Consider the following 17,401-nt stretch of genomic DNA (forward strand, 5'->3'; position numbering starts at 1 on the left):
CGAGTCAGTTCACGAAGCGGGCCTGTCCTTCGGCAGGCCCGCAGCCCGTCCGCCCTGCGCTCCTCGGCGCCCCACAGGCGCGCCGCCACGCCCTCACCGGCACCAGGGCCTGAGGCGGGGTTGATCGGCCGGCATGCGTGCTGCGCGTAGCCCCTCTCCCCTCGCGGGAGAGGGGTTGGGGAGAGGGGGCGGTCACATCACCACTGCGCTTCTTGCGGGCCACCGCCCCCCTCTCCCCAGCCCTCTCCCGCGAGGGGAGAGGGAGCAAGAGGCTCTGTGCGATCGACGCGGGGGCACTGGCCTCCGTCGATCACCCACGCCAGTCTCCACGCGCCGGTGCCGGGCCCAGGGTGCGCGGGCGATTTCGGGGTCGGCGAGGCGCGCAGGATGGACGGGCTGCAGGCCTGCCGAAGGACAGGCCTGCTTCGTGATCTGACTCGCGGCGTTTGTCTGAGCGCAGCGCGAAGCGCGTAGCGAGTTATGCCGCGTGCCCGTCCATCCGAGCACCGCAGCGCAGTCGGCCCGCAGGGCCGACCGACCCCGTATGAGCCCGCGCACCCAGGGCCCGGCACCGGCGCGCGCCCCCGGCCTTGCCCCCACGAGAACACCCCAGACCTGCACCTCAAGCCCACGATACGCCTGCCGCCTGCCACCTGCCACCTGCCACCGCCGCCCCCCACTGCATGACACCGGCAAAAGCCGACACCCAAACCAAAAACCACGCCCCAAGAACTTCCGTCGCGATTCGGATAGCCACCCACCCGAACCGGATAGCCCCGGCCCACAACCACGGCAAAGATGCCCACCATGGCAAGCCCCCCAAACCCAGCCCCCGACGACGTGCTGCTCATCGGCAGCGGCATCAACGGCCTCGTGTGTGCCGCCCTGCTCGCCCGCAAGGGGCGCAAGGTGCGCGTGCTGGAGCGCGAGTCCACGCTCGGCGGCTGCATCCGCACCGACGAACTGACGCTGCCCGGCTTCCAGCACGACACGCTCTCCACCGCACACCCGCTCTTCCTCGTCGGCCCCGCCTACGCCGCACTCGGCAAGGCGCTGCACGAGGCGGGCCTCGCCTACTGCAACACCGACAGCCCCACCGGCGTGCTGATGCCGGATGGCCGGCATCTGGTGCTCTCCACCTCGCGGCAGCTCAACCGCCAGCGCATGGAGGCCCTGCATGCCGGCGACGGCGCGGCCTTCGTGCAGACGCTGGCGGGCATGGCCGAACGCGCGCCGCTCGTGTTCTCGCTGCTGGGCAACGAGCTGTGGAAGCTGAACACGGCCCGCACCCTCGCCGGCGCCGCATGGAAGGACGGCCCGCACGCCCTGGCCGGCTTCTTCGGCGAGGCCCTGACGCCCGCCCGGCCCTGGCTGCAGCAGCGCTTCGGGTCGGACCTGGTCGGTGCGCTGCTCGCGCCCTGGGTGCTGCACTGCGGCCTGGGGCCGGACTCGCCCCTCTCCGCGCTGATGGCCCAGGTCGTCGCCTTCACGCTGGAGGCCGTCGGCATGCCGCTGGTGCAGGGCGGCAACGCCAACACCGTGCGCGCCTTCGAGCGGCTGATCCGTGAGGCCGGCGGCACGCTGGAGACCGGCTGCGACGTCGAACGCATTCTGGTCGAGCGCGGCCGTGCCGTCGGCGTGCAGTTGGTCGGCGGCCGTCAGTTGCGCGCCAGCGAGGTGGTCGTCAGCGCCACGCCCACGCAGCTCTACGGCCGCCTGCTGGCGCCGGAACACATCCCGCCCGAGATCGCCGGCCAGGCGCGCCAGTGGCGCTACGGCAAGGGCAACATGCAGATCCACCTGGCCCTCTCGGAGCCGCCGCAGTGGCCGGATCGCGCGCTCGACAAGGTCGGCTACCTGCACCTGAGCGGCGGGCCGGACGCCATCTCCCGCGCCGTCAACGAGGCCGAGCGCGGCCTGCTGCCGGCCGCGCCCACGATCTGCGTGGCACAGCCCACGGCGCTGGACCCGAGCCGCGCGCCCGAAGGCCGGCACATCCTGTGGATCCAGCTGCCCGAATGCCCGCGCGAACCCCTCGGCGATGCGGCCGGCGAACTGGACGTGCCGCCCGGCGGCCAATGGACGACCGCCCTGCGCGAGGCCTACGCCGACCGCGTGATCGCACAGATCGCCCGCCATGCGCCCAACCTGCCCGGCAGCATCCTCGGCCGTGCCGTGCTCTCGCCCGCGGACCTGCCGCGCCTCAACATGAACCTGGTGGGGGGCGATCCGTATGGCGGCGACTGCGCCCTCGACCAGTACTTCCTCTGGCGGCCCCTGCGCGGGCTGCGCAACCACGAGACGCCGGTCGCCCATCTCTGGCACATCGGCGCCTCCACCCATCCCGGGCCGGGCCTCGGCGGCGCCTCGGGCGTGCACGTGGCCCGGGCCCTCGGCGCGCTGTGACGCACGCATCCGCCGCCCCCTGCCCTCTTCGACGATTTCCCGTTCGCCCTTCCTCACGGAGCCCACGACCATGACCGCCTCCCTCGCCCAGTTCGCCCAGGACATCGCCACCGGCGCCCTGCGCATCGTCGACCTGACGCAGACCCTGTCGTCCAGCTTCCCGGCCCTGCAGCTGCCGCCGCAGTTCGGCCAGGTGTGGGCCTTCAAGATGGAGCGCATCTCGCAGTACGACGAGGCGGGCCCCGGCTGGTACTGGAACAACTTCTCCTGCGGAGAACACACCGGCACGCACTTCGACGCGCCCGCCCACTGGATCACCGGCAAGGACCATCCGGCCAACACGGTGGACACCATCGACCCCAGCGTGTTCATCGGCCCCGCCTGCGTCATCGACGCCAGCGCGCCGGTGGCCGAGAACCCCGACTGGCTGCTCACCGTGGACTTCCTGCGCGCCTGGGAAGAAACCCACGGCCGCATCCCGGCCGGCGCCTGGGTGCTGCTGCGCACCGACTGGTCCAAGCGCATCAACGACCCGGCCGCCTTCGTCAACATGCGCGAGGACGGCGCCCACACGCCGGGCCCCACGCAGGAGGCCGTCGAATGGCTGATCGGCGAGCGCAACGTGCGCGGCTTCGGCGTCGAGACCATCAACACCGACGCCGGCCAGTCCTATGCCTGGCCGGTGGCCTACCCCTGCCACACGCTGATGCACGGCGCCAACAAGTACGGCCTGCAGTGCCTCAGGAACCTGGACCAGCTGCCGCCCCAGGGCGCCATCGTGCTGGCCGCGCCGCTGAAGATCGAAGGCGGCTCGGGCAGCCCGCTGCGGGTGCTGGCGCTGGTGGCCAACGCCGACTGAGGGTGCCAGCACGCGGCCGGCGGGCACGCAGCCATCTGGCGGCGTGATACCCCCATGACCGCGCCCCCCTGCACCGCGGGCGTCCTGCTTCCTACAGTGCGCCTCGTCCGGCCCGACTCCGCGGCCGGCGAGACCATTCAAAGGAAGAGACAGTCCCACGATGCAACCCGACGTGCTCGTCATCGGCGGCGGCAATGCCGCGCTGTGCGCCGCGCTGATGGCGCGCGAGGCCGGCGCCAGCGTGCTGCTGCTGGAGGCCGCGCCCCGCGCCTGGCGCGGCGGCAATTCGGCCCACACCCGCAACCTGCGCTGCATGCACGATGCACCGCAGGACGTGCTGGTCGAGGCCTACCCGGAAGAGGAGTTCTGGCAGGACCTGCTCAAGGTCACCGGCGGCCTGACGCAGGAGCCGCTGGCGCGGCTGGCCATCCGCCATTCCGCCCACTGCCGCCCCTGGATGCGCCGCCACGGCGTGCACTTCCAGCCGCCACTGTCGGGCGCGCTGCACGTGGCGCGCACCAATGCCTTCTTCATGGGCGGCGGCAAGGCGCTGGTCAATGCCTACTACCGCAGCGCCGAGGCCCTGGGCGTGCAGGTGCGCTACGAGGCGCCGGTCGACCGGCTGGAGATCGACGCCGACGGCCGCTTCGTCGCCGCGCACACCGTGGCCGGCGAGCGCATCGCCGCCCGCAGCTGCGTGCTGGCGGCGGGCGGCTTCGAGTCCAACCGGGACTGGCTGCGCGAGGCCTGGGGCCGCAATGCGCGCGGCGAGTTCCCCTCCGACAACTTTCTGATCCGCGGCACCGCCTTCAACCAGGGCGTGCTGCTGCGCCACCTGCTGGAAGCCCATGGCGCCGACCGCATCGGCGACCCGACGCAGGCCCACATGGTGGCCATCGATGCCCGCGCGCCGCTCTACGACGGCGGCATCTGCACCCGCATCGACTGCGTGTCGCTGGGCGTGGTGGTCAACCGAGAGGGCGAACGCTTCTACGACGAGGGCGAGGACTTCTGGCCCAAGCGCTACGCCATCTGGGGCCGCCTCGTGGCCATGCAGCCGGGGCAGATCGGCTACTCGATCATCGACAGCCAGGCCATCGGCCGCTTCATGCCGCCGGTGTTCCCGGGCGTGAAGGCCGACAGCCTGCCCGAGCTGGCCGCCCAGCTGGGCCTGCCGGGCCACACCTTCATGCAGACGCTGCAGGCCTACAACGCCGCCTGCCGCGTGGGCCGCTTCGACCACACGGTGCTGGACGACTGTCACACCGAAGGCCTGGCGCCCGCCAAGACGCACTGGGCCCGGCCCATCGTGCAGGCGCCCTTCTACGGCTATGCCGTGCGCCCGGGCGTGACCTTCACCTACCTGGGCCTGCAGACCGACGACACCTCGGCCGTGCGCTTCGGCGGCGCGGCCAGCGCCAACCTCTTCGTGGCCGGCGAAATGATGGCCGGCAACGTGCTCGGCAAGGGCTACACCGCCGGCGTGGGCATGAGCATCGGCACCGCCTTCGGCCGCATCGCCGGCCGGAACGCGGCCCTGGCGGCCCGGCAGCAACCCATGACAACCCTGGCGAACGTGATCGCCGACGACAAGGAGAAGAACGCCCATGCAAGCGCTTGATGCCATGGTCAAGGAGGCCCGGCAGCTGGCGCTGGGCGAGGTGGTGCCGGTGCCGGCCGCCACCGCGGCCGAGGACGAGGTCGCCCGCCAGCTGCAGATCTGCAATGCCTGCCGCTATTGCGAAGGCTTCTGCGCCGTCTTTCCGGCCATGACGCGGCGGCTGGCCTTTCCTGTGGCGGACGTGCACTACCTGGCCAACCTCTGCCACAACTGCGGCGCCTGCCTGCATGCCTGCCAGTACGCACCGCCGCATGCCTTCGCGGTCAACGTGCCGCAGGCCATGGCCCGGGTGCGGGCCCGCACCTACCAGGACTACGCTTGGCCGCCGGCCCTGGGCCGGCTGTACGAGCGCAACGGCCTCACGCTGTCGGTGGCATTGGCGCTGGGCCTGGGGCTGTTCCTGGCGCTGGCCCTGGCCCTGAAGGGTGGGCTGTGGCGGACGATACCGGCGGGCGGGAATTTCTACGACCTGTTCCCCCACAACCTGATGGTGGGCCTGTTCGCGCCCGTGTTCCTGTTCGCGGTGCTGGCGCTGGCCCTGGGCGTGCGCCGGTTCTGGCGGGCCGTGACACCGGTCACCGGTGCGGTGGCGGTGAGCGGCCCCGCCGGTGCCGAGGCAGCCGGCGACATCGCCCGGCTGCGTTACCTGGACGGCGGCCACGGCGAGGGCTGCCACGAGGCCGACGACGGCCCCACCCTGGCGCGGCGGCGCTTCCACCACCTGACCTTCTACGGCTTCCTGCTGTGCTTCGCGGCCACGTCGGTGGCGACGCTCTACCACTACGCGCTGGGGCTGCCCGCGCCCTACGACCTGCCCAGCCTGCCCAAGCTGCTGGGCGTGGTGGGCGGCGTGATGCTGATGGCCGGCAGCGCCGGCCTGGGCTGGCTGCACCTGCGGCGCCATCCGATGCATGGCGATGCGGCCCAGCGGCCGATGGACCGCGGCTTCATTGCGCTGCTGTTCCTGACCAGCGCCAGCGGCCTCGCGCTGTGGCTGGCGCGCGGCAGCGCCGCCATGCCGCTCACCCTGTGCCTGCACCTGGGCGCGGTGATGGCGCTTTTCGCCACCCTGCCCTACGGCAAGTTCGCCCACGGGATCTTCCGCAGCGCCGCGCTGCTGCGCTTTGCCGTCGAGAAGCGACTGCCCAACCCGGCCGCGGCCGGCGGCGAATGAGGCCCGCGCCTTCCCCCTTCCAGACCCTGCTCGGAGACACCATGACGACTTCCTCCCACCGCCGCGCCCTGCTGGCGCGCCTGGCCTGCACCGCCCTGGGCGGCGCCGCGCTGCTGCCCGCCTTCCACTCGACCGCCCAGGCGCAGGACTTTCCGCCCCGCAAGCCGGTCACGCTGGTGGTTGGCTTCGCGCCCGGCGGCGCGGCCGATGCCGCCGCGCGGCTGATCGCGAAGAAGCTGTCCGAGAACATCGGCCAGCCGGTGATCGTGGACAACAAGGCGGGCGCCGGCGGCAACATCGCGCACCAGTACGTGGCCGGCCAGCGCACCGACGGCACGGTGCTGCTCTTCGGCTCGGTCGGACCGCTGACCATCGCGCCGCACCTGATGAAGCTGAGCTACGACCCGTTCAAGGACCTGGCGCCCGTCTCGGGCGGCGTGTACTTTCCCAACGTGCTGGTGGTGCACAAGGGCCTGGGCGTGCACAACCTGCAGGAATTCGTCGCGCTCGCCAAGCGCAAGAGCATCGACTTCGCCTCCACCGGCGCGGGTTCGGCCTCGCATCTGGCGGGCGAGCTGTTCAACCAGCGCGCGGGCGTGAACATGGTGCACGTGCCCTACAAGGGCGGCGCCCCCGCACTGCAGGACCTGCTGGGCGAGCGCATCGCCTCGTACTTCGCGGCGCCGCCCACGGCCATGCCGCATGTGGAGGCGGGCACGCTGATCCCGCTGGCCACCACCAGCCTCAAGCGACCGGCCTACCTGCCCAACATCCCGACCATGGCGGAGTCGGGCTATCCGGGATTCGAGGCGCTCAACTGGTATGCCTTCGTCGCGCCGGGCAAGACGCCCACGCCCATCCTCGACGGCTGGAACCGCGAGATCGTCAAGGTGCTGAACGACCCGGGCGTGAGCGAGGCCCTCACCAAGCACGGCCTGACGCCCCAGCCCACCACGCGCGCCGAGTTCGCGGCCTTCATGCGCAAGGAATACGACCAGTGGGGCGCCATCGCCCGGGCGCGCAAGCTGACGGCGGAATGAGGGCCGGGAGCCGGCCCCTGGCATGACCGGGCGACGGCGGCCCGGCCGCTGAGGACAATCGCGGCCCATGGAACTGCGCCAGCTGCGTTACTTCGTCCGCATCGTCGAGGCCGGCTCGATGAGCCGCGCCGCCCTGGAGCTGGACGTGGTGCAGTCCGCGCTCAGCCAGCAGGTCTCGCGCCTGGAAGGCGAACTGGCCACGCGGCTGTTGCAGCGCACGCCGCAGGGCGTCACGCCCACCGAGGCGGGACTGGCCTTCTTCCACGAGGCCAAGCTGACCTTGCGCCATGCCGAGCAGGCAGTGCGTTCGGCACAGCAGGCGCGGCTGTCGGGTAGCGTCAGCATCGGCCTGGCGCCCACCACCTCGGCGCTGCTGGGCCTGCCGCTGATGCAGGCCATGCGCGAGCGCTATCCGGAGGTGCGGCTGCACATGGTCGAGGGCATGTCGGGCCACCTGGCGGCCATGCTGCGCGCCCGCGAACTGGACCTCGCCATCCTCTTCGGCCACCGGCCCGACGCGCTGGCGCTGCACGAACCGGCGGGCGGCGCCGGCCGCGGCTGGCAGGTGCTGCCGCTGATGGAAGAAGCCCTGTTCCTGATCCGCTCGATCGGCCAGCCCGCGCTGCCGCCGCAGGTGGACATTGAGGCGCTGCGCACCGAGCCGCTGATCCTGCCCACCGGCCCGCACGGGCTGCGCAGTGCCATCGACGCCGCCTTCGACCGCGCAGGCATCGCGCCGCAGGTGGCACTGGAGGTCGATTCGCTGGCGATGGTGATGGCGGCCGTGGACGCGGGCCTGGGCGCCACGCTGCAGCCCTGGGCCGCCCTGGGTCGCTACCCGGATGCCGACCGGCGCTTCCACCACGCGCGGCTGGACGCGCCGGTGGCCCGCCGCGTCAACCTGCTGTGCAGCCGGGCCGACGAAGAGCTTGCGCCTGCCGTGCTGGCGGCGCGCGGCGTGATGCGCGACAGCGTGCGCGCGCTGGTCGAGGACGGCCGCTGGGCGGGCGTCACGCTCGTCTGAGCTTTTTCACCAGCGCAGCAGCCGCGGCCCCAGCACGGCGCCGGCGGCCACCGGCAGCAGCATGCCGAGCACGTACCAGGTGGCCAGGAAGGGCGCCGTCAGTTCGGGGCAGTGCAGCGCGTACACCGTGGCGCCGGCGCCGCCCGCCAGCAGGCCGGCCGCGGCACCCGCCCGGCGCGGCCGCGTGGCGGCCATGCCGCGCAGCATCCAGAAGGCTGCCACGAACACCGGCAGCCCGATCAGGCCGATGTTGACCACGCAGGTGCGCCAGGTCTGGCCCATCAGCGCGGGCATGCGCACGGTCTGCGGCATGTCGATCCAGCGCCACACGGCCAGGGCCCACAGCAAGCCGACCGCCACCACGGCCAGCCAGCCGGCACGGCCCGGTCCCACGCCCGGGCTGGCCAGGCGCCGCACCATCAGCAGCCCGGCCGCCGCCACGCACAGCGACACGGACAGCTTGACCCACAGCATGGGCAGCGCCATCACGCGCCACAGGTCGCCGCGCATGCCGTAACCCGCCTGCATGATCAGCAGCGACAGGGGCACGCTGCAGGCCAGCGCCAGCCACAGGCGGCGCGAGGCGGCCGCCGCGGGCACCGGCGCCGCGTCCTGCGCCAGCAGGTTCACCAGGTCGTCGGTCTTCATGCGGCCGCCTCCTTGTCGATGCCGAGCCGGGCGGCCAGGGCCTTGAGGCCGCGGTGCACGCCCACCTTCACGGCCGATTCGGACATGCCGGTCAGCTTGGCCGTCTCGGCCACCGACAGGCCCTGCAGCTTGGTGTGCACGATGGGCAGGCGGTGGCGGTCGGGCAGCGTGTCCAGCAGCACCAGCAGGTCGCGGCGCGCCTCCTGCGCGTCGGTGTCCGAGTCGGCCACCAGTTCGAGCGCGTCGTCCAGCGGCTCGTGCAGCGCCTCGCGCGAGGACTTCTGGCGCAGGTGGTCGATCAGCTTGTGGCGCGCGATGGCATGCGCCCAGGCCGTCACCGGATGGTCGCGCAGGTAGGTGTGTCGCTGGTTGTGCATGGCAAGAAGGCACTCCTGGACCAGGTCCTCGACGTCGTCGGGCCAGCCGAACATGCGCCGCCGCAGAAAGGCGCGCAGGTGCGCCGCCAGCTCCGACAGGAACTGGCGGTAGGCCGCGGCATCGCCATCGAGTCCACGAAGGAACAGCGTGCGCAGGTGGGCTTCGGCGGTACTCATTCGGAAAGCCTCTCTCAGTTCGCCGCAGCCGGCGCGCGGGTTACACGCGCCGGGACTTTCTTTTTTGCGGGCGATTGTGCCGGCCGCGTAACCCGCAACGTGGCCGGGCTGAATTAACCAGCGGTCGCCGCGATGGCGGTGGCCGTTTCCAACCCCCTTCATTCAGGAGCCTTCCCCATGACCTCGACCCGCCCCCTCGCCTCCGCCGCCTTCCTGCTCGCCGCCCTGGCCGGTGGCATCGCCCATGCCCAGGACAGCAAGCCCGCCGACACCATGGCCAAGATGGAGAAGTGCTACGGCGTCGCGATGGCCGGCAAGAACGACTGCGCCGCCGGCCCCGGCACCACCTGCGCCGGCACCTCCAAGGTCGACTACCAGGCCAACGCCTGGAAGAACGTGCCCGCCGGCACCTGCACCAGCATGAAGACACCCAAGGGCATGGGCTCGCTGACGCCGATGAAGTCCTGATCGTCCGGGCGCCGCATCGCCATGCACCCTTCAACGGCCATGCCCGGCGCGGGCCTCGGCCTCAAGCCGCAGCACTTCGACGAGGCCCTGGCCGCCGATGCCGAGGGCCTGTGGTTCGAGGTCCATCCCGAGAACCACATGGTCGACGGCGGCCCGCGCCTGGCCTGGCTGGAGCGCATCGGCGCGCGGCATCCGCTGTCGCTGCATGGCGTGGCGATGTCGCTGGGCGGCACCGAGCCGCTCGACGCAGCGCACCTGCGGCGCTTCCGCGCCCTGGTGGATCGGCTGCGGCCAGTGCTCGTCTCCGAGCACCTGGCCTGGTCGCGCATCGGTGGCCGCTACCTGCCCGACCTGCTGCCCGTGCTGCGCACCGATGCGGCCCTCGCGCGCCTGGCCGAACGCGTGGACCAGGCGCAGCAGGCGCTGGGCCGGCGCCTGGCCATCGAGAACCCGTCGCACTACCTGCGCCTGGACGGCCACCGATGGGCCGAGATCGACTTCCTGGCCGAACTGGTGACCCGCACCCGCTGCGGCCTGCTGCTGGACCTGAACAACGTGCAGGTGTCCTGCCGCAACCTGGGGCAGGACGCCGCGGCCTACGTCGACGCCTTTCCGGCGGAGGCGGTGATGGAACTGCACATCGCCGGCCACGCGCCCGACCCGGTGCATGGCGAGGCCCTGCTGGTGGACACCCACGACCGCGCCGTGGCGCCCGACGTGTGGACCCTGCTCACGCGCTTTCTGCGCCGGCACGGACCGCGGCCCGTGCTGCTCGAACGCGACGAGGACGTGCCCGCCTTCGCCGACCTGATGGCCGAGCGGGCCCGGGCCCAGCAATGCCTGGACGAGTCCTCTCTGCTGGAGATTCTGAAATGAAACACAGCGCGAGAAGCACCTCTTCGAGCCCCTCTCCCCTCGCGGGAGAGGGGTTGGGGAGAGGGGGCGCGGGCGCCCCGACAGTCGCGCACGTGGCCATGGGCGCAGCCCCCTCTCCCCAGCCCTCTCCCGCGAGGGGAGAGGGAGCCAAGCCGCGCGTCGCATCTCGGCCGCTGCACACGACCGAGCCCGGGGACGAGTTCGGGCCCCTGCTGCAAACGACCGACCCCGCGGCCGACTTCCAGGACCTGCTGCACACGGCCCTGCTCGCACCCGAGGCCGGAGGACCGCTGGCCAGCCAACCCGGCCTGGCCGTCTACCGCAACGGCCTGCGGCGCGCCTGCATCGAGGCCCTGGTGGCCAACCATCCGGCCACCGCCCGGCTGGTGGGCGAGGACTGGCTGCGCAGCGCCGCCGCCGAGTACCTGCTGCGGCACGAGTGGCCCACCGACGCCCGCCTGCTGCGCTATGGCGAGGGCCTGCCCGACTTCCTGGCCGGACTGCCGTCCACCGCGGGGCTGCCCTGGCTGGGCGCGGTGTGCCGGCTCGACCGGCTGTGGCTCGAAGCCCACCAGGCGGCCGAGGCGCCGCCGGTGCACGCCGGCCACCTCGCCGGCCTGCCGCACGAGGCCCTGGGGCAGTTGCGCCTGCGCCCCCTGCCCTCGGCCCGCTGGGCCTGGCATGCCGACATGCCGGTATTCGCGATCTGGCAGGCCGCACGCAGCGGTGCGGATGCGGATGCGTTGGCCGACCTGCCCTGGCAGCCCGACGGTGCCCTGCTCGTGCGGCCGGGCGAGGTCGTCGAATGGCATCCGCTGGACCGCGCCGGCTGCGCCTTCCTGGACGCCTGCGCCCGGCAGCTGCCGCTGCTGGACGCCAGTGCCCAGGCCCTCGCGGCCGATCCCGGCTGCGCCATCGCTTCCCTCATCGGCCAGCTGCTCGGCTGGCAGGTGCTGGGCCTCGACCTCACCACGGCGAACGAACCATGAACACGCCCCCGCTGCTGCGCCCCACCTCCACCTGGGCGGACCGCCTGGCCGCCTTCGGCCAGCGCGCCGCCTGGCACGATGCCCTGGCCCTGATCGACCGCCTGGCCATCGCCGCCATCTTCTGGCAGTCGGGCCGCACCAAGGTCGATGGCTGGTTCCACATCAACGACAGCGCCTACGAACTCTTCCGCACCGAATACCGGTTGCCGCTGATCCCGCCCGAGCTGGCCGCGCAGATGGCAGCCACGGCCGAGCATGTGCTGCCCGTGCTGCTGGTGCTGGGCCTGGCCACGCGGTTGCCGGCGCTCGGCCTGCTGGGCATGACGCTGGTGATCCAGCTCTTCGTCTACCCGTCGGCCTGGCCCACGCACCTGTCCTGGGCCGGGCTGCTGCTGTACCTGCTGGTGCACGGCGGCGGCCGCTGGTCCGTCGATGGCTGGCTGCAGCGGCGCCGCCGCGGGCGGCGGATGCCGTCAGGCGCCGGCGGCGTCGACCACCACGAAGGGCACTGACTTGTCGCGCTTGGCGCGGTACATGGCGGCATCGGCCTGGTGCAGCAGGTCGGCAGCCTGCGCCTGGTCGGCCGGCGCGGTGGCAAAGCCGATGCTGCACCCCAGCCCCAGCGCCCGGCCGGCCACATGCACCGGCGCGCCGAGGGCCGCGTGGATGCGCTGCGCCACTGCGGCGAGGTCGGCCACCGCCGGATTGGCGTGGTCCAGGAAGAGCACGAACTCGTCGCCGGCCAGCCGCGCGAGGTAGTCGCCCTGGCGGCAGCTGGCCTGCAGGCGGTGGGCGCATTCCCGCAGCACCTCGTCGCCCACGGCATGGCCATGGGCGTCGTTGATGTCCTTGAAGCCGTCCAGGTCGATGAAGGCCACCACCACCGGCAGGCCGGCACGACGGGCGCGGGCCAGGGCCCGCTCCAGCTCGGCGAACCAGGCCGTGCGGTTGGGCAGGCCGGTCAGCGCATCGGTCATGGCCAGCACCTCCATCTGGCGGGAGTCCCGGGCCTGCGCCGTGATGTCGTGCATGGTGCACACCGCCCCCAGGCTGTGGCCGTCGGGCGCGCGCAGCGGGCTCGCATTACAGCTCACGGTGCGCGGCTCCATGCCCGGGGTGCGGATCACGATGGCCTGGCCGCGCACCTTCTCGCCCGCATAGGCGCGGGCCAGCGGCACGCGCTCGGGCGCCAGCAGGGTTCGGCCGTCGGGCTCGCACAGGCCGAAGTAGGCCGGCCACTGCGCTGGCGGCAGGGCGCGCGGGTCGACGCCATGCCACTCGCGCGCCGTCTTGTTGAATTCCTGCAGCGTGCCGCCGCCGTCGCAGGTCACCACGCCGTCGGGCAGGGCCTCCAGCAGTTCGGCGATGGCGGCGGCGCGGCTTTCGCCCAGGATGCGCTGGCGGCGGTTCTCCAGCAGGTCGGCCGCCCGCGCGGCCAGACGCCGCAGCGACTCGCGCTGCACCTCGGACAGCCGGCGCTTCGTCCGGTCCATGACGCACAAGGTGCCGTAGCGCCAGCCGGCCTCGCCGATGAGCGGCATGCCCGCATAGAAGCGCAGATGCGGCGCGCCGAGCACCGAGGGATAGCCGGCGAAGCGGGCGTCCGCACGCATGTCGGGCACCTCCAGCAGGTCGGACTGCGCGATGGCGTGGGTGCAGAAGGCCTCGTTGCGGGGCGTGCTGTCGAAGTCCAGCCCGCAGCGGGCCTTGAACCACTGGCGCTCGGCGTCGACCAGCGTGACCAGCGCGATGGGCACCTGGCAGATCGAGGCCGCCAGCCAGGCCAGGTCGTCGAAGGCCGACTCGGGCGGCGTGTCCATGATCTGCAGCTCGGCCAGCGCGCGCAGGCGGCCCGCTTCGGTCATGCCGGGGTCGGTGTCGTGGTGGGTGCTGGGCAAGGGCGCGTCCTCAGGTCTTCGGCCGGCCGATGCTAGCCACGGGACGCCGCGCTCAGGGTAGGCCGTGGCGCACTGTCGCCGCGCGCAGGCACTCGAGCAGTTGCACCGCGGCCGGTGGCCGGCGCCGTCCGCGCAGGGTGATGACGCCGACCGGCGGCAGCTCGATGGGCACCGGCAGCGCGATGGCATGGAAGCCCTCGGCCTCGAAGCGCCGGGCCACCGTCTCGGCCACGAACCCGACCGCCTGCAGGTCGCGCACGAAGGCGAAGGTGGCGAGGAAGGAGGCCGTCTCCACCACATCGGCCGGCGGCACCAGCTGGTGGCGGTAGAACTGCTGGTTGAGCTTGATGCGCGACGAGGCCCAGGGCGGCGGCATGACCCAGGGCTGGCCCGCCAGCTCGGCCCAGCTTGGCTTGCGCCGGCGCGTGGCGAAGGCGTGGTCGCGGTGCACCACGATGCACATGCGCTCGGTGTACAGGGCCTCGGTCTCCAGGTCGGGCGAGGCATAGCCGGGCTCCAGCCGGCCGACGATCAGGTCCAGCTCGCCCACGCGCAGGCGCGGCAGCAGGCGGGTGAGGTCGCCCTCCTCCACCAGCACCGAGGTCAGGGCGCTGCGCTGCTTGAGCAGCCGCACGGCATCGACCAGCAGGCCCGGCATGGCCACCACCATGGCGCCCACGCTCACGCGGCCGGCGCCGCCGCTGGCGACCGCGGCGATCTCCTCGCGGGTGCGCTGGTAGTCGGCCAGCACCGAGCGGGCGAAGCGCACCACGGTGGCGCCGTAGGCCGTGGGCTCGGTGCCGCGCGTGGAGCGGGTGAACAGCTGCAGCTCGAACATGCGCTCGATCTCGGCGAGCACCTTGGAGACCGCCGGCTGCGTGACCGACAGGAACTCGGCCGCCCGGCCCAGGTGCCGGAATTCATCGAGCGCCACCAGCAGCTGAAGATGCCGGAGCTTGAGGTTGGAGCGCAGCACGCGGTCGATGTCGGCCATGGCAACGAGCATAACCAGAACGGCATGAAGCCAGTCCGCTTCTTCATTGGCGTCTCATGGCCCGGCCACCCAGAATCCGCCGCACCCCAAAAGAACGGAGACACCGCGATGAACACCACCCGCCGCCATTTCGTGCTGGGCAGCCTGGGCACGGCCGCCGCCGCCGCCCTGCCCGCGCTGCAGAGCGCCCATGCCGCCGACTACCCCGAGCGCGCCATCATGTTCCTGTGCCCCTGGCCGGCCGGCGGCACCGCCGACGTGACCATGCGCGCCCTGTGCACGGCCGCCTCGCGCGAGCTGGGCCAGGCCATCGCGGTGGAGAACAAGACCGGCGCCTCCGGCATGATCGGCCTCAAGGCGCTGGCCTCGGCCAGGCCCGACGGCTACACCATCGGCCAGATCCCGATCTCGGTGACCCGCTTCTCGCAACTGGGCATGGTGCAGATCGATCCCATGAAGGACCTCAGCTACATCGCCCGCGTGTCGGGCCAGACCTTCGGCATCGCGGTGCGCAGCAACGCGCCCTGGAAGACGCTCAAGGACCTGGTGGCCGACGCCAAGGCCCGGCCCGGCCTGGTCACCTACGGCACGGCCGGCTTCGGCGGTGCCACCCATGTGGGCATGGAGGAATTCGCGATGGCGGCCGGCGCGAAGTTCAACGCCATTCCCTTCAAGGGCGGTGCCGAGGCGCTGGCCGCGCTGATGGGCGGCCATGTGGACGTGCTGGCCGATTCCAGCTCCTGGGCGCCGCAGGTGCGTGCCGGCCAGCTGCGGCTGCTGGCCACCTGGGGCGAGCAGCGTTCGGCCGAGTTCAAGGACACGCCCACGCTGCGCGAAGCCGGCTACGACGTGGTGGTCGACGCGCCCAACGGCATCGGCGCCCCCGCGGGCGTGCCGGCGCCCGTGCTGGCGCGGCTGCGCAGCGCCTTCAAGGCGGCGGCCGCCAGCCCCGAGTTCACCGCGGCCTGCGCCCGCATCGATGCGCCCCTCATGTACCTGGACGCGCCCGACTACCAGAAGTACGTCGCCGCCACCATGGACAAGGAGAAGGTGCTCATCGAGCGCCTGAACCTCAAGGCGCTCCTCAAGAGCTGAACGCCGCCCCCGCAAGGCGCGCCCCTCCAAACCGCCCCACCCCACGACGATGCCCGACGCCGCCACCCTGATCCGCCTGCACGCCAACGACAACGTGCTCATCGCCCGCGCGCCCCTGGCGCTGGGCCAGCCGCTGCCGGAGCTGGGCCTGCGCCTGCGCGCCCAGGTGCCGGCGGGCCACAAGATCGCGGCCCGCCGCATCGCCGCCGGCGAGCCGGTGCGCAAGTACGACACCGTCATCGGCGCCGCCGCCCGCGACATCGAGGCCGGCGAGCATGTGCATTCGCACAACATCGTGCTGATCGACTTCGACCGCGACCCGGGCTTCGGCATGGATGTGCGGCCGGTGGACTACCTGCCCGAGGCCGCGCGCGCCCGCTTCCTGGGCATCGTGCGGCCCGACGGCCGGGTGGCCACGCGCAACTTCGTGGGGCTGATCTCGTCCGTCAACTGCTCGGCCACCGTGATCCAGCGCGTGGCGGCGCATTTCACGCCCGAGCGGCTGGCGGCCTATCCCAACGTCGACGGCGTGGTGGCCTTCGCGCAGACCAGCGGCTGCGGCATGTCCTCGCCCAGCGAGCATTTCGACGTGCTCCGCCGCACCATCGCCGGCTATGCCAACCATCCCAACCTGGCGGCGGTGCTGATCGTCGGGCTGGGCTGCGAGCGCAACCAGGTGGCCGACCTGGTCGCCTCGCAGGGCGTGGCGGCCGGCGAGCGGCTGAAGACCTTCGTGATGCAGGAGGTGGGCGGCACCCGTGCCACCATCGAGGCCGGCATCCGCGCCGTCGAGGCCATGCTGCCCGCGGCCAACGACGTGCAGCGCGTGCCGGTGTCGGCCAGCCATCTCAAGATCGGGCTGGAGTGCGGCGGCTCGGACGGCTTCTCGGGCATCACGGCCAACCCGGCCCTGGGCGCGGCCATGGACATCCTGGTGCGCCACGGCGGCACGGCCATCCTGTCGGAGACGCCGGAGATCCACGGCGTCGAATACATGCTCACCCGCCGCGCCATCAGCCCCGCCGTGGGCCAGAAGCTGCTGGACCGCCTCGCCTGGTGGGAGCGCTACACCCGCGGCCACAACGGCCAGTTCAATGGCGTGGTGGGCCCGGGCAACCAAGCGGGCGGGCTGGCCAACATCTTCGAGAAGTCGCTCGGCTCGGCCATGAAGGGCGGCACCACGCCGCTGCGGGCCGTGTACGAATACGCCGAACCGATCACCGAGCATGGCTTCGTCTTCATGGATTCGCCGGGCTACGACCCGGTGGCCACCACCGGGCAGATCGCCAGCGGCGCCAACCTGATCTGCTTCACCACCGGCCGCGGCTCCATGTTCGGCAGCAAGCCCGCGCCCACCATCAAGCTCGCCAGCAACACGGCCATGTACAGCCGGCTGGAGGAGGACATGGACATCAACTGCGGTCTGGTGCTCGACGGCGAGCTCGACGTGCCGCAGATGGGTGAGCGCATCTTCGGGCAGATCCTGCGGCACGCCAGCGGCGAGAAGACCAAGAGCGAGGCGCTGGGGCTGGGCGACCACGAGTTCGTGCCCTGGCACCTGGGGATCGTGAGTTGACACCCCCCATGCCGCTTCAGTGCTCGGGGCGGCCGCCAGAGGCGGCTGCTCTTCGGGCACGTCCAAGCCTGCACTTGCAGGCTTTGAGCCGCGGCCCTCAGCCCCTCTCTGGCGCCTTCGGCTTGGAGGGGGCGCACCCCGAGGCCTGGCAGAGCCAGTTCCTCAGGTGCACTGGCATG

General features: G+C 72.3%; 16 protein-coding genes. 12 read left to right on the top strand and 4 right to left on the bottom strand.

All coding sequences use genetic code 11. From position 1 onward, the window contains the following. Window positions 1–807: 807 nt before the first annotated feature. From L0984_RS17650 to L0984_RS17675, 6 genes are all read left to right on the top strand, one after another. Complete coding sequence (locus tag L0984_RS17650) at window positions 808–2,406, top strand: phytoene desaturase family protein (protein WP_234195066.1); 1,599 nt, start codon at window positions 808–810, stop codon at window positions 2,404–2,406. A gap of 70 nt (window positions 2,407–2,476) precedes the next feature. Next, on the top strand, window positions 2,477–3,265 hold the full coding sequence (locus tag L0984_RS17655) for a cyclase family protein (protein ID WP_234195067.1): 789 nt from the start codon (window positions 2,477–2,479) through the stop codon (window positions 3,263–3,265). A gap of 160 nt (window positions 3,266–3,425) precedes the next feature. Beyond that, window positions 3,426–4,886, top strand: a complete 1,461-nt coding sequence (gene tcuA / locus L0984_RS17660; protein ID WP_234195068.1) for an FAD-dependent tricarballylate dehydrogenase TcuA — start codon at window positions 3,426–3,428, stop codon at window positions 4,884–4,886. Further along, window positions 4,873–6,060 carry a tricarballylate utilization 4Fe-4S protein TcuB gene (gene tcuB, locus L0984_RS17665; RefSeq protein ID WP_234195069.1) on the top strand — a complete coding sequence of 396 codons (1,188 nt, stop codon included), beginning with the start codon at window positions 4,873–4,875 and terminating at the stop codon, window positions 6,058–6,060. The genes tcuA and tcuB overlap by 14 nt, the downstream gene beginning before the upstream one ends. Window positions 6,061–6,101: 41 nt before the next feature. After that, a complete protein-coding gene (locus L0984_RS17670; RefSeq protein ID WP_234195070.1) occupies window positions 6,102–7,100 on the top strand; it encodes a Bug family tripartite tricarboxylate transporter substrate binding protein in 999 nt (332 codons plus the stop codon). A gap of 67 nt (window positions 7,101–7,167) precedes the next feature. Next, entirely contained in the window at window positions 7,168–8,124 is a 957-nt protein-coding gene (locus L0984_RS17675) for a LysR substrate-binding domain-containing protein (RefSeq protein ID WP_076506207.1), read from the top strand. A 6-nt stretch (window positions 8,125–8,130) separates the two neighbouring features. Here L0984_RS17675 and L0984_RS17680 read toward each other — a convergent pair whose 3' ends face one another. Together L0984_RS17680 and L0984_RS17685 are read right to left on the bottom strand one after the other, a co-directional pair. After that, a complete protein-coding gene (locus L0984_RS17680) occupies window positions 8,131–8,772 on the bottom strand; it encodes a DUF1109 domain-containing protein (RefSeq protein ID WP_234195071.1) in 642 nt (213 codons plus the stop codon). After that, entirely contained in the window at window positions 8,769–9,326 is a 558-nt protein-coding gene (locus L0984_RS17685) for a sigma-70 family RNA polymerase sigma factor (protein ID WP_234195072.1), read from the bottom strand. The genes L0984_RS17680 and L0984_RS17685 overlap by 4 nt, the downstream gene beginning before the upstream one ends. Before the next feature lie 177 nt (window positions 9,327–9,503). Between L0984_RS17685 and L0984_RS17690 the strand changes: the two genes are divergently transcribed. The 4 genes from L0984_RS17690 (at window position 9,504) to L0984_RS17705 (ending at window position 12,171) form a co-directional block, all read left to right on the top strand. Next, window positions 9,504–9,794 (top strand): BufA1 family periplasmic bufferin-type metallophore, encoded by a 291-nt coding sequence (locus tag L0984_RS17690; RefSeq protein WP_234195073.1) that lies wholly within the window; start codon window positions 9,504–9,506, stop codon window positions 9,792–9,794. A gap of 21 nt (window positions 9,795–9,815) precedes the next feature. Further along, the gene (gene bufB, locus L0984_RS17695) at window positions 9,816–10,670 is read left to right on the top strand and encodes an MNIO family bufferin maturase (protein WP_234195075.1); all 855 of its coding nucleotides are present in this window, start codon (window positions 9,816–9,818) and stop codon (window positions 10,668–10,670) included. A 98-nt stretch (window positions 10,671–10,768) separates the two neighbouring features. Beyond that, window positions 10,769–11,659 (top strand): HvfC/BufC N-terminal domain-containing protein, encoded by an 891-nt coding sequence (locus tag L0984_RS17700; RefSeq protein WP_234195076.1) that lies wholly within the window; start codon window positions 10,769–10,771, stop codon window positions 11,657–11,659. After that, a complete protein-coding gene (locus tag L0984_RS17705; protein ID WP_234195077.1) occupies window positions 11,656–12,171 on the top strand; it encodes a DoxX family protein in 516 nt (171 codons plus the stop codon). The genes L0984_RS17700 and L0984_RS17705 overlap by 4 nt, the downstream gene beginning before the upstream one ends. On the opposite strand, the gene L0984_RS17710 is transcribed toward L0984_RS17705, so the two are convergent. Together L0984_RS17710 and L0984_RS17715 are read right to left on the bottom strand one after the other, a co-directional pair. Continuing rightward, on the bottom strand, window positions 12,133–13,557 hold the full coding sequence (locus L0984_RS17710; protein ID WP_234195078.1) for a diguanylate cyclase domain-containing protein: 1,425 nt from the start codon (window positions 13,555–13,557) through the stop codon (window positions 12,133–12,135). The two genes, L0984_RS17705 and L0984_RS17710, sit on opposite strands and share 39 nt — an antisense overlap. 52 nt (window positions 13,558–13,609) lie before the next feature. Then, window positions 13,610–14,551 carry a LysR substrate-binding domain-containing protein gene (locus L0984_RS17715; protein WP_234195079.1) on the bottom strand — a complete coding sequence of 314 codons (942 nt, stop codon included), beginning with the start codon at window positions 14,549–14,551 and terminating at the stop codon, window positions 13,610–13,612. Between the two features lie 108 nt (window positions 14,552–14,659). On the opposite strand from L0984_RS17715, the gene L0984_RS17720 reads away from it, so the two are divergent. Continuing rightward, window positions 14,660–15,646 (top strand): tripartite tricarboxylate transporter substrate binding protein, encoded by a 987-nt coding sequence (locus L0984_RS17720; protein ID WP_234195080.1) that lies wholly within the window; start codon window positions 14,660–14,662, stop codon window positions 15,644–15,646. A 49-nt stretch (window positions 15,647–15,695) separates the two neighbouring features. After that, the gene (locus tag L0984_RS17725; protein WP_234195081.1) at window positions 15,696–17,222 is read left to right on the top strand and encodes a UxaA family hydrolase; all 1,527 of its coding nucleotides are present in this window, start codon (window positions 15,696–15,698) and stop codon (window positions 17,220–17,222) included. Window positions 17,223–17,401 lie beyond the last annotated feature (179 nt).

It is taken from the genome of Pseudacidovorax sp. NFM-22 (assembly GCF_021401245.1).
GTDB lineage: Bacteria > Pseudomonadota > Gammaproteobacteria > Burkholderiales > Burkholderiaceae_C > Xenophilus.

What these genes read in the sequence shown, in the direction of transcription:
- L0984_RS17690 (WP_234195073.1), top strand. Translation starts at nt 9,504, where the DNA reads ATGACCTCGACCCGCCCCCTCGCCTCCGCCGCCTTCCTGCTCGCCGCC.
- L0984_RS17655 (WP_234195067.1), top strand. Translation starts at nt 2,477, where the DNA reads ATGACCGCCTCCCTCGCCCAGTTCGCCCAGGACATCGCCACCGGCGCC.
- L0984_RS17705 (WP_234195077.1), top strand. Translation starts at nt 11,656, where the DNA reads ATGAACACGCCCCCGCTGCTGCGCCCCACCTCCACCTGGGCGGACCGC.
- L0984_RS17650 (WP_234195066.1), top strand. Translation starts at nt 808, where the DNA reads ATGGCAAGCCCCCCAAACCCAGCCCCCGACGACGTGCTGCTCATCGGC.
- tcuB (WP_234195069.1), top strand. Translation starts at nt 4,873, where the DNA reads ATGCAAGCGCTTGATGCCATGGTCAAGGAGGCCCGGCAGCTGGCGCTG.
- L0984_RS17675 (WP_076506207.1), top strand. Translation starts at nt 7,168, where the DNA reads ATGGAACTGCGCCAGCTGCGTTACTTCGTCCGCATCGTCGAGGCCGGC.
- L0984_RS17685 (WP_234195072.1), bottom strand. Translation starts at nt 9,326, where the DNA reads ATGAGTACCGCCGAAGCCCACCTGCGCACGCTGTTCCTTCGTGGACTC.
- tcuA (WP_234195068.1), top strand. Translation starts at nt 3,426, where the DNA reads ATGCAACCCGACGTGCTCGTCATCGGCGGCGGCAATGCCGCGCTGTGC.
- L0984_RS17725 (WP_234195081.1), top strand. Translation starts at nt 15,696, where the DNA reads ATGCCCGACGCCGCCACCCTGATCCGCCTGCACGCCAACGACAACGTG.
- L0984_RS17715 (WP_234195079.1), bottom strand. Translation starts at nt 14,551, where the DNA reads ATGGCCGACATCGACCGCGTGCTGCGCTCCAACCTCAAGCTCCGGCAT.
- L0984_RS17680 (WP_234195071.1), bottom strand. Translation starts at nt 8,772, where the DNA reads ATGAAGACCGACGACCTGGTGAACCTGCTGGCGCAGGACGCGGCGCCG.
- L0984_RS17700 (WP_234195076.1), top strand. Translation starts at nt 10,769, where the DNA reads ATGGGCGCAGCCCCCTCTCCCCAGCCCTCTCCCGCGAGGGGAGAGGGA.
- bufB (WP_234195075.1), top strand. Translation starts at nt 9,816, where the DNA reads ATGCACCCTTCAACGGCCATGCCCGGCGCGGGCCTCGGCCTCAAGCCG.
- L0984_RS17670 (WP_234195070.1), top strand. Translation starts at nt 6,102, where the DNA reads ATGACGACTTCCTCCCACCGCCGCGCCCTGCTGGCGCGCCTGGCCTGC.
- L0984_RS17720 (WP_234195080.1), top strand. Translation starts at nt 14,660, where the DNA reads ATGAACACCACCCGCCGCCATTTCGTGCTGGGCAGCCTGGGCACGGCC.